We start from the raw sequence: 16,681 nt of genomic DNA on the forward strand, positions 1-16,681 counted from the left end.
TCCGCTTGTTCCCGCCTCGGTAATTCAGCCGTTCGGGGTTGTCCAATGGCGCGCAATCTCGCGCCTGACACAGGCCGGTCGCGTGGACGATGCGCAAGGAATGGTTTGGCCGAACCGCGCGCTTCCGCTTAACCTCTGCGGGTAGGGACAGATCCGGACACCCGGAAAAGGAAAGCCAATGCCGAAGAACATCGTCATCCTGATGGACGGAACCTCGAACGAGATCAGGAAAAACCGCTCGAACATTCTGCGGCTTTACGGGACGCTGAAGAAATCGCAGGACCAGATCGTGTTCTACGATCCCGGCGTCGGGACCTTCGGGGCCGACAACGCCTGGTCTCGCCTCTGGCGCAAGACGGTCGAGCTCTGGGGTCTGGCGACCGGCTGGGGCATGGATGAGAACGTCAAGGAATCCTACCGCTTCATCGTCGAGCATTTCGACCGCGAGGCCGAGGAGAAAGACCGCATCTACATCATCGGCTTCTCCCGCGGCGCCTACACCGCCCGGGTGCTCGCAGGTTTCCTGCATGCCTTTGGGCTGGTCGATAAAACCAACCTCAACCTGCTCGACTATGCCTATCGCGCCTACAAACGCATCGGGGATCACGGGGACGCCCATGCCTTCGACGAAATCCGGCTGTTCAACGCGGTGCTGCGCCCCTACCGGCCCGAGATCCGGTTCCTGGGACTCTTCGATACCGTCTCGTCGGTGATCGAATCCGGGCGGTTCGGGCCGCGGCTCACGTCCCACGCCTTCACCAAGCACAACCCTTCGGTGCAGTCAGTGCGCCAGGCGGTGTCGATCGCCGAACGGCGCACGATGTTCCGCCCGCAACTCTGGCCCGAGGATCAGCCGTTCCGCTCGAACCCCTACGACGAGGATACCGAGGTGCCGCAGGACGCGCGCGAGGTCTGGTTTAGCGGTGTCCACGGCGACGTTGGCGGGGGCTATGCCGAGGAGGAAAGCGGGCTCGCAAAACTTCCGCTCGACTGGCTGATCGACGAGTCCAGGCACACCGAGTTGCAGTTCGTCGACCAGACCGTCGACCGGGTGGTGATGGGAGAGCATGGCGCCACGCAATACGCCCCGCCCGATCCGCTGGCCGACAAGCACGTCTCGCTCAAGGGGTTCTGGTGGATCTCCGAATACGTGCCGCGCCGCCCGCAGGCGCTGTCGCGGCGCAAGCCCTTCCTCGGCCTGATCCTGCCGCGCGGCGAGCCGCGCTGGCTGCCCGAGGGCGCGCGGCTGCACTGGTCGGTGCTGAAACGCGTGCGCGAGCTTGGCGACAAGCCGGTCAACCTTCCCGAACGCTACGAGATCGAAGGGTCGGAGTCCGACACAGAGAACGGCACGAAGGCCGACGCACCGGCGAAAACGGCCTGAGCAGATCGGCCGCGCATCGGGGACGTGCGGCGTGCGGCACGCGGTAAACGCCCCGTCCCGGATGCAGCCCGGGCCGGCGCGCGGGGTCCCGCATCTCAGGCGCTCGCCGCGAGGCGCTCGCGGGTTTCCTCGTAGTGATCGGGTGTGCTGTGGAACCACGCGGTGCCGCGCGTCGCACCGCCAAGCGACATCGACAGGTCTTCGAGCGAGGCCATGGGCAACTGCGCGTGAAACACGTCCCATCCGTTGGCGACCGGGTGCGCTTCGAACCCCAACACCCGGCCCTTGAGCCCGCTCACGAGCTGCACCAGGCCTCCGGAAAACACCGACGGCACCTCGACATCGACGTTCAGGATCGGTTGCAGGACCACTGTGCCGATCTCGGACAGCGCCTCGCGCACGGCGCTTTGCCCGGCGATACGGAAAGCCAGGTCGGAGCTGTCGACCGAATGCGCCTTGCCGTCCTTCAGCGTGACCGCGACGTCGACCACCGGAAATCCGGCCGGACCCGAGGCCAGCGCATCGCGCGCCCCCGCTTCGACGGCCGGAATGTAGTTGCGCGGCACGGCACCGCCCTTGACAGTCTCGGAAAATTCGAACCCGCTGCCCGAGGCGCGCGGGGTCAGGTCGATCACCACGTCGGCGAACTGCCCGGCGCCGCCGGACTGCTTGCGGTGCCGGTAGCGTTTCTCGGCGCCGCGCCGGATGGTCTCGCGCAGCGCGGCTGGCACCTCGATGCAGTCGACCTCGATCCCGTAGGCGTCGGAGAGCTTGGCGGTCATCCGCCGCAGGTGCAGCGGTCCCTGAACGCCGACCTCGAGCATGCCGGTAGCCTCGTCCTGCGCAAGGCTGAGACCGGGGTCGATCTCGGCCAGCATCCCGAGCGCCGCCGAAAGCTTGTTCTCGTCCTTTTCGTGCACTGGGCGGGTCAGTCGGCGCAGCGCTGGCGGATGCGCCTGTGCCCAGTCGGGCAGGTCGGTCGCCGCCTCGGCCTCGTAAAGCTTTCCGGGCGCCATGTGATCGCTCTTGATCGTCAGGGCGAAATGCCCGGCCGGCAGGGTCGAGACCGGCGACTTGCCGTCAAGCGCATTGAGGCTGCCGATGGCCGCGCCGCCAAGCCGGCATCCCGGGGCCACGCCCGGGCCGAGGGCGCGCATCAGAACGGCCTTGCCGATATGCTTGAGATGGTCGGCGAGGCTCGTCGCGGCCAGGACCCCGTCCGGCAGGTCGAGGCGGTCACGCAAGGTGGCGACGTCCGGCACCTCGTGGCGGAGCGACTTCATCAGCCGCTGGAGACCATTGCCCTGGCTGGCCGCGCCGAGCAGGGCGGGGATCAGGTCGTGGTGCTGCAACACGCGGGTCGCCACGGTGTAAAGCGAGTCGCTGGCCGGCACCTGGTCTTCGATGATCTGTTCGAGCAACGTGTCGTCGAAATCCGCCAGCGTCTCGAGCAGGTCGCTGCGTGCCTCGGTCTCGCGGGCCTGCATGTCGCGCGGCAGTTCAACCAGCGACGACCGCTCGCCCTCGTGGTACTCCCAGGCGCGTTCCGAGATGAGATCGATGGCGCCGGTGATCCTGTCGCCCAAGCGCATCGGGATCTGACGCAGCACGATGCCGTGCTTGCAGTAGGTCTGGAGTGCCGCGACGATGTCGGCCACGCGGTCGGTCGCGGCATCGATCCGGTTCACGAACAGGAAGGTCGGGATCCCGGATTCCTCCAGTGTTCGCAGGTAAGGGGCGGCCAGGACCGCCGCGTCCGCCTCGGCCGGCACGCAGAGCACGGCGGCGTCGCAGACCGCGAGCGCCGGACCGACCATCGCGAAGGTGTCGTGCCCGCCGGGCACATCCAGCACGGTCCAGTCGTCGCCCATGTACGCGAAAGTTTTCACGCTGACGTCGCCCATCAGGGAAAAGCCCTGAGCGTGCGGGGTCTCGAGACCGGCGAGCCCCTCGACCAGCGTGGTTTTTCCCGATTGAGACGGTCCGATTACAGCAAATGCCCTCACGCAAAGTCCTCCCAGCTTTTGCGGCGCAGGATCGCGCCCACTGCGATGGAGGTTCGCTTGCTCTGGTCCGGACCTGCCGTGCCGCGCGATTGCCAGAGCCGAAGGCCGGTTGCGCGCCGCTTTTGAACGCCAGTGTCAGTCAGGAGGAGGCGCGCAGTCAATAGTCCCGGGTGGCCCTCGCGGCGCCCCGCCGCGTCCCGGAGACCGCCTGCGCGTCAGGATGCGAGGGCGTTGATCACGACGAAGATCACGGCCGACAGGCCCGCGGCCGCGGGTACAGTGATGACCCAGGCCGCGACGATGGTCAGGAAATGCGAGCGTCGGACCAGCTTGCGCCGGCGCCGCTCTTCGGGGGCGAGCAGCGGCCGGTCGGGCACGGCGAGCCGCATCTGGCGCAAGCGTCGCTCGGAGTGCCACTCGCGGAAGAAGCCAACCCCGAAGATGGCCCCCACCGCGATATGAGTCGAGCTGACCGGCAAACCGAGCCAGCTTGCGAAGATAACAGTGATCGCTGCCGAGAGTGCGACGCAATAGGCGCGCATCGGGTTGAGCTTGGTGATCTGGCCGCCGACCACGCGGATCAGCTTGGGCCCGAAGAGGAACAGGCCGAAGGAGATGCCGAGCGCCCCGATCACCGTAACCCAGTAGGGGATGCTGACCGCCTGGGTGAAATCCCCGGTGCTCGACGCCTGAACGATCGCGGCGAGCGGCCCGACGGCGTTGGCGACATCGTTGGCGCCGTGGGCGAAGCTGAGCAGGGCCGCCGAGACGATCAGCGGGATACCGAACAGGATCTTGAGCGACTTGTTGCGGTTCTCCAGTCCCTCGGACTGTCGCCGGATCACCGGGATCATAGCGAGCCAGAGCAGCACGCCGATCAGGACGCCGATGCCCAGAGCCCCCGGCAGATCGATGCTGACCAGCTTCTTGAGGCCTTTGAGCACGAGGTAGCTGGCGAAAGTGCCGCCCATGACGCCGACGAGGACCGGAACCCAGGTGCGGGCGGCGGCGATCTTGTCGTCGCGGTAGATCACCCGGCTTTTGATGAACCACAGGAAGGCGGCGGCGATGAGACCGCCCAGGACCGGAGAGATCACCCAGCTTGCCGCGATCGATCCCATCGTGCCCCAACTCACTGCGCCAAGTCCCGCAGCGGCGACACCGGCCCCCATGACCCCGCCGACTACCGAATGGGTCGTCGAGACCGGTGCGCCGAGCCAGGTCGCGAGGTTGACCCAGAGCGCCGAGGACAACAGCGCCGCCATCATCGCCCAGATGAAGGTCGACGGGTCGTGCATGTCCTGCGGGGCGATGATGCCCTTGGCGATGGTCGACACCACGTCGCCGCCGGCGATCAGCGCCCCGGCGCTTTCGAAGACGGCGGCAATCACGATTGCTCCGCCCATGGTCAGCGCATTTGCGCCAACGGCGGGACCCATGTTGTTGGCGACATCGTTGGCGCCGATGTTGAGCGCCATGTAGGCACCGAAGATGGCAGCAATAACGACGACGAAGGTGTTGCTGGTCTGACCGAAGACGGCCGCGGCGACGACACCGGCGAGCACGACGAACACGAAGGCGATGCCGTAGCCCACGACCGGGCGCCCGGCGTGGCTGAGGGCCAGTTCCATGTTGGAATAGCGCCCGAGGTCGCGGTCCAGCGTATCGAGATGCCGGGCCTCGAAGTCTCTTTCCGCCATGTTCGTCCTCCGGGGGAATCGGTCAGCGGGCGTGTTACGGGATACCTGCGCCGCGGATCAACCGCAACGCGGGGTATTTTCCACTGTTACGTCCCGAATTCGCGCAGAATCGCCTTGAGTTCGGGTTCGTCCACGCGCTCGGACGCTTCCTGCGGGCTGAACCAGCCGCGCCGGCGTTCGTCGACCTCGGGAAAATCGTCGGCCAGTTCCTCGACCTCGACCGAGAAGACCAGCGTTTCCACCGGCATCGCCCAGCCCGTCGAGATGGTCTTGTCGTAATGGTAGGTGCCGACGGGTTCGGGGCAGAGCCGTCCGCGTCTGACCCCCGCCTCTTCCCAGGCCTCCTGCATGGCGGCCTCGGGCGAGGTCTTGCCCTCGATCGGCCAGCCCTTCGGCAGAATCCATCGACCGGTGTCCCGGCTGGTGATCAGCAGCACCTGTTGTCGGTCGGCTTCTTGCCGCAGACAGAGTGCAGCCACTTGCAGTCGTTTCGGTCGTTGAAGGAGGGGCTGAACATAATCGCCCCAAGCGGTCTTAAGTTGTTCGAGCATAATAGCCTGCATTTCTTATTGTTATTGGTCCATACATACAGCGATTGACGCGATTTTTCAATGCTTCCCGCCGATTGGGACGGGCGGGCGTGGGCGCGCTTCCAGCGGGACCCTGCTTGCGACCTCGACGCCGGATCGCCGGACCGGGCAGGAACTTCCCAGCCCGGATCGGCGTTGGTGTCTGCTTTGCGGCGCGGGACAGGACAATGCTAACAATCGACACCGAAAGTGGACCGGCCCCTACGGCGGGCACGGCGGCGGACGCCGGAACCGGTCGACCTGCTGGCGCCGCGCCAGACCGATCATCGCGCACCGAAACGCGCCCGGATCGCGTTTGCGTCGTGATCAATCCCAAATCCGGCCGCCGTCGCGGCGAGGCGAACCTCGACGACATCGGCAGGCTTTTCGAGGCCAACGGAATGGACGTGACCTTCTCGCGTCTCACGAAAGGCTCCGACGTCGAGGCCGCGGCGCGCGAGGCGGTGGCCGCGGGATACGATTGCGTGGTCAGCGCAGGCGGCGACGGGACCATGTCCGGCGTGGCGAGTGCGCTGAAGAACACAGGCGTCGCGATGGGCATCCTTCCGCTGGGAACGTTCAACTATTTCGCTCGGTCGCTCGGCGTGCCGGAGGACCTCGAAGGCGCCGTGGCGAACATCGCCCGAGGGATCCGGCGCCGCATAGCGGTCGGCACGATCAACGACCGGGTGTTTCTCAACAACGCGTCGCTCGGCATCTACCCGGAGGTTCTGCGCACCCGCGAGACCACCTATACGCGCTGGGGCCGAAGCCGAATTGCCGCCTACTGGTCCGTCCTGCTGACGCTTTTGCGCTTCCCCAAACCGCTACGCCTGAAGATCACGGCAGGTTCGGACGCGTTCACGGTTCGCACGCCACTTGCCTTCGTGGTCAGCAACGCCTTCCAGCTCGAACAGCTTGGTCTCGAAGGCGCCGACTGCATACGTAACGGCCAGATGGCGCTGCTGCTTGCACCTGATTGCAAACGCAGCGGGCTTTTCCTGCGCGGGCTGGCCCTTGCGCTTGGCGTCGCCCAGAAGAACCGTGATTTCCGGCTGGTCTGCGTCGACCCGATGGAGATTGCCTCGACACGCAAGCGTCTGCTGATTGCACGCGACGGGGAGCGTGCCGGAATGGAGCGCCCTTTCCGGTTTCAGCTGCATTCGGATGCGCTTACCGTGATTGCGCCTGCCGAAACGGCATCGAAGGTACGATGAAACGACTGATCCATTTGTCCGACCTGCACTTCGGCCGCGACCGGCCACAACTGCTCGAACCGCTGGTCGCGGCGGTGAACGGGATCGGGGCGGACCTCGTGGCGATTTCCGGCGATCTCACCCAGCGTGCCACGTCGGAACAGTACCGTGCCGCGCGGCGCTTCATCGACGAGATCGACGCGCCGGTGCTCTGCGTGCCGGGCAACCACGACACGCCCCTGCACAACTTCCCCGAACGCGTGCTGCGTCCGTGGCGGCGCTACCGCAAGTACATTTCCGAAGAGCTCGAACCGCAGGTCCACCATCCTGAGATGTCGGTGATCGGCATCAACTCGGTCAACAACCTCGGCTGGCAGCGCGGCTGGTTCAGCCGGCGCGCAATGCGCAAGGTTTGCCGCGGGTTCGCCAACGTGAACCCGCACGCATTCCGGCTTGTCGTGGTGCATCACCCGCTCGAGCACCTGCCGGGCGAGCGCAAGCGGCTGACGCGCGGAGCGAACAAGGCGATCCGCGAGTTGTCGCGCTGCGGCACGGACATCGTGCTTTCGGGGCATCTGCACAGCTGGCGCGCGGATACGTTCGCGACCCGTGCCGCCGACCGTCATGTCCTGTCGGTGCAGGCCGGCACCGGGTTGTCGAACCGTGTCCGGGGTGAGCCCAACGACTTCAACCTGCTGCTTATGCAGGACGACGAAGTGCAGGTCGAGCGCTTTGCGACGGATGGAGACTCACTCGCCTTCGCGCGCAGCGACTGCGTGCGTTTTCGCAAGATCGACGGCAGTTGGCGCGGCCTTCAGAAAGAGGACAGCGCCATCGCCGAGCGCGAGGCGCGCGATGTTTGACTGGATCGTCGCGCTGCTGCAGCAGGCGGGCTATTTCGGCATCGCCTTCCTGATGTTCGCCGAGAACGTCTTTCCGCCGATCCCGTCCGAACTGATCATGCCTTTGGCGGGGTTTCTGGTGCATCGCGGAGACCTAGGATTCGTACCGACCATGCTGGCCGGGATGGCGGGCTCGATCGCCGGGGCTTGGATCTGGTACTTCGCGGCGATGAAGTTCAAGCGGCGCCGGGTGCGGCGGCTGATCTCGAACCACGGGCGCTGGTTCACGATGACGCTCGAGGATCTCGACCGGGCCGAGGACTGGTTCGAGCGTCACGGCAGGATGGCGGTGCTGGTCGGGCGTCTGCTACCCGGTGTGCGCACGCTGATCTCGGTTCCGGCCGGGCTGACCGGGATGCCGCAGGGCACCTTCCTTCTGCTGACGGCCGTGGGTACGACCGTCTGGGTCGGTATCCTGACCCTGGCCGGCATGCTGCTCGGCAGCCAGTACGATCTCGTGCAGCAATGGCTGAACCCGGTGTCCAACATCCTGTTCGGTGCGCTTGCATTGATCTATGTCTATCGCCTTGTCACCCACAAGGGCGTGGTGGAGGACGAAGGGCAGGGCGCCTCATCGAAATGACGCCGGGCTCCGTCTCGCGCGGATGCGATGGACAGTCACAACCGGTGCTCCTAGATATCGGAGCGGCGCGGCCTGCGCGCCTACCGCCAACCGGAGATTGCGCGTGACAGGTCATGATCGGAAAAAAGGCTTTTCAGCACGCCGGCACGGACAGCTCCGACGGTCGCGCGGCCCGCATCTGCTCCTGTTCGCGGGCCTGGTCACCTGGCAAGCCTCCGCTGCCGGGGCGCAGCCGATCCCGATGCAGGAGCCGACGCTGAACACGCAGCTTCAGGACGCGCCGGAGTTCGGTTTCGCCAACGGTTCGGTCGTCGCCGCTCCGGTACCGTTCAAAAGCCCGGCGCTGGGCAGCGGTCTGGCCTTGGGTGGCGCGTGGCTGTTCAGCGACGATGCCGGCTCGGACGGCTCCTCGATTGGGCTTGGCGCGTTTCGCACGTCGAACGGCAGCGAGGGTATCGGAGCGGGGTTGAGCTTCAACCTCGACAACAACCGCTGGCAAGTGTCCTTTCTCGCCGCCAGCGCCGACCTCAACTACGACCTCTTCGTTCTCGGGATCCCGGTCCCGATCACGCAATCGGCCAACGCTGTGGACGCCACCTTCGAGTACGGGTTCCAGTCCGGCCTGTCGCTGGGGTTCGGGCTGTCCTATGCCGAGACGACGATCGGGTTGCAGCGCGGCGAGGACGGCATTCTGCCGCAATCGGTGCAGCTCGATTCCGATCTCGCCGTGGCCAAGTTCCGGCTGCTGGCGAATTACGACACCCGCGACGATTCCTACTATCCGACGACTGGAACCCTGTTCTCGGGCCAGCTTGCCTATGGCGAAGTCACCAACATCGGCCAGCGGGACTACCTTAAGGGCGTGCTGAAGGCCGCGGCCTACCGGCCTGTGTTCTCCGAGGGCGTGATCGCGGGACGCCTCACGGCCTGCGCCGCCGAGGAGGCAGCGCCGTTCTTCGACAGCTGCGCGATCGGCCCCACCGACGGCTTTCGCGGGTTTTCGTCGACCCAGTACCTCGATGACGCGCTGTTCTCGGTGCAGGCAGAGTACCGCGGCCGGATCACCAACTGGCTGGGGTTCGTGGTCTTCGCCGGAGCGGGATCGGTCGACGACGATCTGGCCGGCGCCGTGACCGGCGAGTACCAGACCGCGGCCGGGCTCGGGGCGCGCATCCGCCTGTCGAAAAGCTACCCGCTGGACTACAGCATCGACTACTCGATCAACAACGACGACGAGAAGCTGCTCTACATCAGCGTCGGGCAGCGCTTCTGAGCGCCCGCCCGCGTTATTTCCCTTCGTCCTGCTGCTGTGCGGCGCTGGTCGCGGCGGCGGCGATGGACTGCTTCTGCTCGTCGGTAAGATCCGACTGTTCCAGCCCCGGCACGTTCACGCGGACCTCGCGACGGGCGAAGTCGATGCCGGCTTCGTTGAAGGCCGCCTTGACGCGGTTGTAGACCTCCTTGCGGATGGTGAACTGCGTACCGGGCTTGGCCATGAACTTGCCGCGGATGATCATGCCGACGTCGTCGAAATCGAAGACGCCCTGGCTCTTGAACGGCTCCAGCATGTCGTCCTTGAACATCGGGTCCGCAATCATCTCCTGGCCGATCTTCTTAAAGATCTTCTTCACCTTGTTCGGATCGGTGTCGAAAGGCACCGTGAACTTGAGCTTCATGATCACCCAGTCGCGGCTGAAGTTGGTGAGCTTCGGAATCTCGCCGTAGGGGATCGTGTGGACCAGTCCGCGGTGATGGCGCAGCTGCATCGAGCGGACCGAGATTTTCTCGACCGTACCCATCGTTCCGTCGACCTCGACGTATTCGCCGACCCGGAAGGCATCGTCGAGCAGAAAGAAGATGCCCGAGACCACGTCGGTCACCAGCTTCTGCGCGCCGAAGCCGATGGCGAGGCCGAGGATGCCGGCACCGGCCAGCAGTGGCGTGATGTCGATGCCGAGCGATCCGATGGCGAGCAGGGCGAAGATCACCACGATGGCGATCTGCGACGCGATCCGCACCAGCGGAAGCACCGTCACCAGGCGCGAGCCGCCCTGTCCGCCACCTTCGCCGCCCTGTTCCTCCTCGGAGACCGCAAAGCTGGTCTGTTCCTTCGCAAGCCGGCGATTGACGTAAAGCGAGACCACCTCGAAGAGGATGTAGCCGACGGCCGCGACCATGACGAACTCAACAAGGTTGCTGGCGAAAGTGTCCTCGGTCGCGCTGGCCATGCTGAGCAGGTCGAGACCCCAGGCATTCGCGATGATCAGGACCACGAGGGTCAGGGCGACCACCCGTCCGATGCGCACGTAGCTGCGCTTGGTGGCCACGAAGGCGCGCTCGGCCACCTTACCCTCGCCCAGCATCGGCGGGTGCAGGTGCCGCACGAGACCGCGCACGGCGGTGTCGATGGCGGGCACCATCAGCAGCCAGAACATCGTGGAGTAATGCGGCGCATGCAGCAGCAGCCGGCCGTAGCCGAGACCGGTCAGGATGGTCACGACGACCCACATCAGGGCCGAGACGGCAATGGCGAACCGCGGATACCAGAAGGCGGCCTGTTCGTCGAACTCCGACCGGTCCGGGTCCGACCCGCGCATCATCTGCTGCAGGCCCTCGCGTGCCCGCCATGCGATCAGGGCGATGTAGACGTGCACGGCGAGGTTGGCCCAGAAGCCGATGCGAGTTTCCTCCAGCGGAACGCCGTGCAGGTTGTTGAAGTGAATGATGTAAAGCGTGAACCCGCCCAGCAAGACGAGACCGACGAGGTTGCGCGTCAGGTACTTCGCCCAGTGGTCCGACACGTTGACCAGGCGCAGGTGCGGGGTTTCGGGCGCGAGGATGAACCGCGAGGCGGCATAGGCGAGACGCGGGAACCAGATCAGGTAGGTCAGGAACGGCGCCGCGAAACTCAGCTGTTCCGGCGTCATAACCGAAAGTGCCGTGGCGCGGGTGGCGAAGTAGAATGCGATAAGACCCAGCAGTTCGCGGCAGAAGCGGCGGAACAGGAAGCTGAGCGCCGCCCACAGCGAGTCGGCATCGTAGGTGCGTTTGGAGGTCTGCCAGCGGCGCGAGAAGAGGTTGACGAGATACTCGGCCAGAAGCCCGACGCCGAGCGACAGGACCAGCAGACCGGCCAGAAGCAGCAGGCCCTTGGCACCGAATTTCGCGCCGAGGTCGGCAAAGGCCTCGGCCTGCTTGGACAGCAGCACCGGAAGCCGCGAGATCGCGGCCAGGATCGGCGTGTAGAACGCCTCCCACCCTGTCTGGATCGCCGAGAGGAAGCTTGCCGCCTCGCCAGGTTCGCCCGCGGCTTCCGCGGTCGAGTTGAGCTGTTCCAGCAACAGGCCTCGGACCTGATCGTCGGAGAGGCGCGCGACGAGGGCGTCGATGGCTTCTGGCGTCAGCGGGTCGGGCAGGGCGACCGCGTCTTCGGCGGTGGCGTCCGTTGAACTTTCCTGCGCGATGAGCGGGGCGGTCAAAAATAGCAGAAACGAAATGAAAGCGGCGGCGGCAGTGGCGAGACGGGACAAGTGGTATCCTTCGGCGTCTGTGGGTCTTCGGGCGCACGCTAGCAGCATGGTCCCGAGGGCCGAAAGGAAAAGGATCCTGCCAGCCAAGGATTTTCAGCGAGCGCTGCCGCAGGACAACAGCGCAGACCCTTGTGCCGGAGCGGCGCCGCGGCCGCCCTGCGTCAGAACCGGAAGGTCGCGCCGATCACCGGACCGGTCTGGTCGACATCGAAAATCACCTCGTCGTCGGAGTAGTCGACCGACATGTGGCGCCAGCCCACGGCGACGTTCACCGTGTCGTTGATGTTGTAGGTAGTGCCCGCGAAGATACTCCAGGTCATGTCCGACCCGACGCCGAATCCGCCGACCTCGGCATTGCCGAAGAGGGTGAAACGGTCGTTGATCCGGTATGTGCCAACCAGACCGACCACCGGGTCGACCCAGTCCGCGTCGGAATCTCGCTGGATCGTGCGCCCGGCAGCGGTCCGGACTTCGAAATCGTTGCGCAGCCACCACGCGCGCGCACCGCCGTAGGCCTCGAGCCGGTGCGTGTCGGATCGCGACAGCGTGCCGCCCACCGACAGCATGAAGTTGCTCGTTTTGGCAACCAGCTCGACATCGTCGACATTCGGGCCGGACACATCCTGATCGTAGGACAGGCGCGAGATCGAGCCGTCGAAGAAGACGGCGAAATCGTCCCGACGCGCGACCCCGAGCATGAAGACCGCATAATCGAGGTTGTCGAGAATATCGCCGAAGGACAGGTCGACATCGGCCGCCGGAAGCCCGAAGGAACCGACATCGCCCTCCATTCCCAGAAGCCAGGCATAGGGCGTCACCTGGATTTCCCAGTCCTGCGCAAGCGCGGGACTTCCGGCGAGGAACGCCATTGCCGCGCCCATTGCGAACCTGCGAGCCGTCATCGGATCTTTCCTCCGTCTGCACCATACGGCCCCGCGCGCGGGGCCCCGCGTCAGTTGCCGTCTTCTTCGACTTCCGTCCACCGGTCGTCGGGGTCGAACGCCTGCAACGCGGCGTTCACCGTTTCGTCGTCCTCGCCCAGATCGGCCTCGAGCAGGATCCCGTTCTCGCCGATCATGAAGGACATGATGCCGGTATGGCCGTAGTCGGCCGGCACCGCGATCAGCGCGTGGCTCACCACCTGGTTGCCGTTGATGATGTAATCCATCTCGCCGCCCGGCGCATTCGGGCCTTGCGAATTGAAGACGTGGAACAGGTAGCCGTAGAACGGCTCCGGGTCCTGCTCCTCTCCGTCGATCTCGTAGCCGACCGCCGCCGCCCGCGCGAAGATGTCGCCGAGCGGGCTGTCCTCTTCGGGCCAGTAGAGCCCGTCTTTTTCGTCCGGCGACGAGATGATGTGCCAGGCGAACTCCATAACGCCGTCTTCGTCGTAATCGACAAGCCGGTACTCGGCCTGCAGATCGACGTAGGCCTCCATCAGTTCCATGACCGACAACTCGTTGAACCCGATGCGACGCGCGTCGATTTCCTCGCGTCCGGCGACGGCGTCGAAATACCACGCGCCGGCGTCATTCTCGATCAGCGGGACCGGCATCGGCCAGTCGTCTTCGCCGACGAGCAGTTCGACCGAACCGTCCTCCTGCGGTTCGAAGCTGTAACCCTCCTTGTAGAGCTCCATGAACCGTTCCCAGACCAGCCGGTCGCGCGGTGCGCTGCCCGACGAGATTACATCGACCGCCTCGGTCCCGAAGACGGCGATGACGCCGTCGCGATCCGACGCCTCGAGCGCCGCGATCAATGCGTCGAGCGCGGCCTGTGGCGTATCGAAGGTTGCCGGATCCTCCGCGGCAGTCACCGGGCTGGAGAGAACGGCCGCGATGGCCGCGGCAGACAACAAACGTACCATGATCATCTTCTCCGCTTCTTGCCGCCGCGACTCTTGTGGCCGCGGCTCGAAGATGCCCGGGACACGTGGCCGTGGCTGGTCTTGTGCATGGCAGGCCGCGATGCCTGCCGCTTGACCGTCGGCTTGCGCACGGCCGGTTTCGCGGCCGGCCGGCGCACCTGGGCCGGCTTGGCCGCCGCTTTCCTGACCGCCGGCTTTTGGGCCGCCGGTTTTTTCACCGCGGGCTTGGCAGCCGCCTTTTGCGTCGCTGGCCTGTTTGCGTGCGCCTTCGAGGACCCTGCGCGATGCACCTTGGCCTTGTCGCCGTTTTTGGACTTGCGCTTGATCGAGTTCGACGCGCCGGTTTTGGGCCGGTTCGACGCGGCGCGATCGACCTTGGGCTTCGGCCGCTGCGCGGGGCGCGTCTCGGGCCGGTCGCGGTCGGGACGGTTCGCGTTCGGGCGGTTGTTCCCGGGTCGGTTCCTGTCCGCGGTGTCGCCTCGGTTGGGCCGGTCGGCATTGGGCCGGTTGTTGCGGTTGCCATCCCGGTTCGGACGGTCCACTGCCGCCGCGAGGTCGCGGTTGCCGCTCTTGGAGATGTTCTCACGAACCTTGTCGCCACGTGACTTGTGTTTTTCGGTGTGCAGCTTGCTCTTGCCGTCGGCGTTCTTGCGGTTCTTGATCTTCTTGCGCGCGTCCTTGCGCTTGCGCTCGTCGGCCTTCCACTCCTGCTTGAGCTTCTTCTTGGTGTCCTTGTCGATGTTGACGCGATTGCCAATGTTGACGTTGCCGTCGACGTCGAGATCGATGTCGGGATCATGGATGATCGGGCCGCCGCCCCAGCCGCCGCAGTTCCGGCAGCCCCAGTAGTCGTTCCAGTCGTCGTCATCGTCGAAGATCTCGTCGATCAAGGCGTAGGTGCCGAAAGCCACTGCGCCGGTCATCAGCGCGTCGCCGACACCGTAGTTCGTATCGGCATAGCCATAGGTCGCCGGAAAGACCTGCTGCGCCTCGTACTGCGGAACATAGACCACCTGCGGATCGGTCGGCTGGATCACGACGTCCTGGGTCTCGGTCACCTCGACCTGCTGTTCCTCGCCGCTCTCAAGCGCCCCGGTCTGAACGGCATCCTTGCGCAGTTCCTGGACCGCGGCCATCACGTCGTCGCTCTGGGCCAGCATCGCAGTGCCCATCGCTTCGGTCCATTCGAGATGTTCGGCCATGTCCGACAAAACGTCGGGGAAGGCCTCTGCTAGAACACCGACGCTTTCGTCCCAGTCCTCGTCGGCGATCAGCGCCTCGAGTTCCTGCGGGTCGGCGTCGGCATTGCCTTCTACCAGACGATTGGCCTTCACCACGTCCAGCGGCGAAGTCGCGGCGACAAGCACCTGAACCAGCAGGGTATCGGGGTAGAGCGCGACCGGCGCCACCAGCGAGGACAACTCGTCGGTGTCGAGCAGATCCTCGTCGGCAATCTCTGTGTCGAGCGCGTCTTCGTCGCTGTCCTGTGCAAAGGACGCCGTGCCGGCGCAAATCGCCAAGCCGGCCAGAAACTTCAGGGTCGTCCGGAACATCGTGGTTACCTCCCGCCCAAAAATCGCAAAACTTGTATTTACAATAGTTTGCTAAACCGATTCCGCTAGAAGAATCTGCCAGAATGGCCGAATTTCAAAGGCCTCGGCCTCGCAGCCGGCAGCCTGTTGTAAGATCGGGGGGCCGGGCCGCCCGACCGTGCCGGTTCAGAGCACGAGCAGCTTTTTTGCCGCGCTCACGATGTCGCCCAGTGGCAGCTGGGTCGCGCCGGCGGCCAGCAGCGGCAGCAGCGCGGCGCCGAGCAGGGGCAGGATCGCGGCCCGGCTGAAGGGGATCGTGCGCATTTTTTTCGCCGCCTCGTCGATCTTGGCCGCGTCCGCCGCGTCGCCCTCGGCCTCGGCGTCCTGCGGAGCGGCGAAGTTCCGGCCGAAGGTTTCGCGTTCCTGTGCGCGGAAGCGCCGGGTTGCATTTGCGGCGGCGGCCATCCGGGTCCGGCGCTTGAGGTCGAGAAGCGGTGCGCGGAAGGCTGTCAGAGACACCAGAAACAGCGCCGCGGTCGTTGCCACCCAGATCGACAGCATCCAGCCGTAGGCATCCGGAGAGATCCGGCCGGAACTCAATCCTTGCGCCACCGACCCCGCGACCGAGATCGACAGCGCGAACATCATTGCTGAAAAAACGTTCGGATGCTGCCCGAGAAATCCGAGTCCGCCGGAGCGGTCAGGATGCGTCGCGACAAGGCGCAGGTCGAGCCGCGCGATCCCGCGCAGAAGCTGCGCCCAGCAGAAATAACGCCAAAGCGCGCGCAGAAGCAGGAACCAGAAGATCGGCGCGGTCACCAGCCCGGCCCAAAGACCTGCAACGGTGACCCGGGTATTCTCGGGTGTTCCGGCGTATCGCCAGTCAGGCAACTGCACGTCCCGGAAGAGGTGACCGCAAAGCACCAGGACAAACGCGAGCCCGGCGCAGGCCAGCAGCGCGTGGCGGCTGCGCGCCCGGTCGATCGCGCGGACGACTGCGTCCGCGGCCTGCGTCATGTGATGCGGTGCGATCAACGGCGCCTCGGCGAAATGCGCGAGGTAGCGCCGCAGCTGGACGTCGACCCGGCGGTCCATCAGCAAGAGAAGCGGCGAGGCGACCAGGTAGCGCGCCCAAGCGTTGGCATCGGCAAGGAACGCGCCGCGGAACCCGGCGGCGGTTCCCGACAGCAAGGTGATGAAGAGCAGTACGCCCCAGCCGACGATGGCGACCGCGATCGCCTTGCCGCGCGCTCTGCGCGCAGTCTCTGAAAGCGCGCTGAGGCGCAGGGTGAGCTGGTCGAGCGCGTCGCCGGAATGCAGCGCGAACCGGTCGACGGCCGCGTCGAACACCCGCGTGTCTTGCGCATCCTTGCCCTTGGGAGATTCCGCCTCTGTCATCACAGCCTCCAACC

The 16,681-nt window shown here is 65.6% G+C and carries 13 protein-coding genes; 5 read left to right on the forward strand and 8 right to left on the reverse strand.

Annotated elements, in window-relative coordinates; translation table 11 throughout:
* The first annotated feature begins 178 nt into the window (after window positions 1-178).
* On the forward strand, window positions 179-1,384 hold the full coding sequence (locus tag R5H30_RS04435; protein WP_318326843.1) for a T6SS phospholipase effector Tle1-like catalytic domain-containing protein: 1,206 nt from the start codon (window positions 179-181) through the stop codon (window positions 1,382-1,384).
* A 95-nt stretch (window positions 1,385-1,479) separates the two neighbouring features.
* Here the strand turns inward: R5H30_RS04435 and R5H30_RS04440 are convergent, their stop codons facing one another.
* The 3 genes from R5H30_RS04440 to R5H30_RS04450 all read right to left on the reverse strand — a co-directional run bounded on the left by R5H30_RS04440 (window position 1,480) and on the right by R5H30_RS04450 (window position 5,569).
* On the reverse strand, window positions 1,480-3,390 hold the full coding sequence (locus tag R5H30_RS04440; protein WP_318326844.1) for an elongation factor G: 1,911 nt from the start codon (window positions 3,388-3,390) through the stop codon (window positions 1,480-1,482).
* Between the two features lie 215 nt (window positions 3,391-3,605).
* Entirely contained in the window at window positions 3,606-5,090 is a 1,485-nt protein-coding gene (locus R5H30_RS04445; protein WP_318326845.1) for an inorganic phosphate transporter, read from the reverse strand.
* A gap of 86 nt (window positions 5,091-5,176) precedes the next feature.
* Window positions 5,177-5,569: an NUDIX hydrolase gene (locus tag R5H30_RS04450; protein WP_412105102.1), complete on the reverse strand. Its 393-nt coding sequence runs from the start codon at window positions 5,567-5,569 to the stop codon at window positions 5,177-5,179.
* 413 nt (window positions 5,570-5,982) lie between these two features.
* Between R5H30_RS04450 and R5H30_RS04455 the strand changes: the two genes are divergently transcribed.
* The 4 genes from R5H30_RS04455 (at window position 5,983) to R5H30_RS04470 (ending at window position 9,613) form a co-directional block, all read left to right on the forward strand.
* Window positions 5,983-6,876, forward strand: coding sequence for a diacylglycerol/lipid kinase family protein (locus R5H30_RS04455; protein ID WP_318326847.1), 894 nt, complete (start codon window positions 5,983-5,985; stop codon window positions 6,874-6,876).
* A complete protein-coding gene (locus R5H30_RS04460; RefSeq protein ID WP_318326848.1) occupies window positions 6,873-7,718 on the forward strand; it encodes a metallophosphoesterase family protein in 846 nt (281 codons plus the stop codon). Before R5H30_RS04455 ends, R5H30_RS04460 begins: the two co-directional genes overlap by 4 nt.
* Window positions 7,711-8,340, forward strand: coding sequence for a DedA family protein (locus tag R5H30_RS04465; RefSeq protein ID WP_318326849.1), 630 nt, complete (start codon window positions 7,711-7,713; stop codon window positions 8,338-8,340). Before R5H30_RS04460 ends, R5H30_RS04465 begins: the two co-directional genes overlap by 8 nt.
* 241 nt (window positions 8,341-8,581) lie before the next feature.
* On the forward strand, window positions 8,582-9,613 hold the full coding sequence (locus tag R5H30_RS04470; RefSeq protein ID WP_318326850.1) for a BamA/TamA family outer membrane protein: 1,032 nt from the start codon (window positions 8,582-8,584) through the stop codon (window positions 9,611-9,613).
* Between the two features lie 13 nt (window positions 9,614-9,626).
* Here R5H30_RS04470 and R5H30_RS04475 read toward each other — a convergent pair whose 3' ends face one another.
* The 5 genes from R5H30_RS04475 to R5H30_RS04495 all read right to left on the reverse strand — a co-directional run bounded on the left by R5H30_RS04475 (window position 9,627) and on the right by R5H30_RS04495 (window position 16,667).
* Complete coding sequence (locus tag R5H30_RS04475; RefSeq protein ID WP_318326851.1) at window positions 9,627-11,819, reverse strand: mechanosensitive ion channel family protein; 2,193 nt, start codon at window positions 11,817-11,819, stop codon at window positions 9,627-9,629.
* A 212-nt stretch (window positions 11,820-12,031) separates the two neighbouring features.
* Window positions 12,032-12,772, reverse strand: a complete 741-nt coding sequence (locus R5H30_RS04480) for a porin family protein (protein ID WP_318326852.1) — start codon at window positions 12,770-12,772, stop codon at window positions 12,032-12,034.
* Window positions 12,773-12,822: 50 nt separating this feature from the next.
* Window positions 12,823-13,737, reverse strand: a complete 915-nt coding sequence (locus tag R5H30_RS04485; protein ID WP_318326853.1) for a DUF2950 family protein — start codon at window positions 13,735-13,737, stop codon at window positions 12,823-12,825.
* A gap of 2 nt (window positions 13,738-13,739) precedes the next feature.
* A complete protein-coding gene (locus R5H30_RS04490) occupies window positions 13,740-15,290 on the reverse strand; it encodes a DUF3300 domain-containing protein (RefSeq protein WP_318326854.1) in 1,551 nt (516 codons plus the stop codon).
* Between the two features lie 165 nt (window positions 15,291-15,455).
* Window positions 15,456-16,667, reverse strand: coding sequence for a hypothetical protein (locus tag R5H30_RS04495; RefSeq protein ID WP_318326855.1), 1,212 nt, complete (start codon window positions 16,665-16,667; stop codon window positions 15,456-15,458).
* Window positions 16,668-16,681 lie beyond the last annotated feature (14 nt).

The sequence above is a fragment of the Roseobacter sp. FCG-D35 genome, assembly GCF_033436665.1.
GTDB lineage: Bacteria > Pseudomonadota > Alphaproteobacteria > Rhodobacterales > Rhodobacteraceae > JAWQFO01.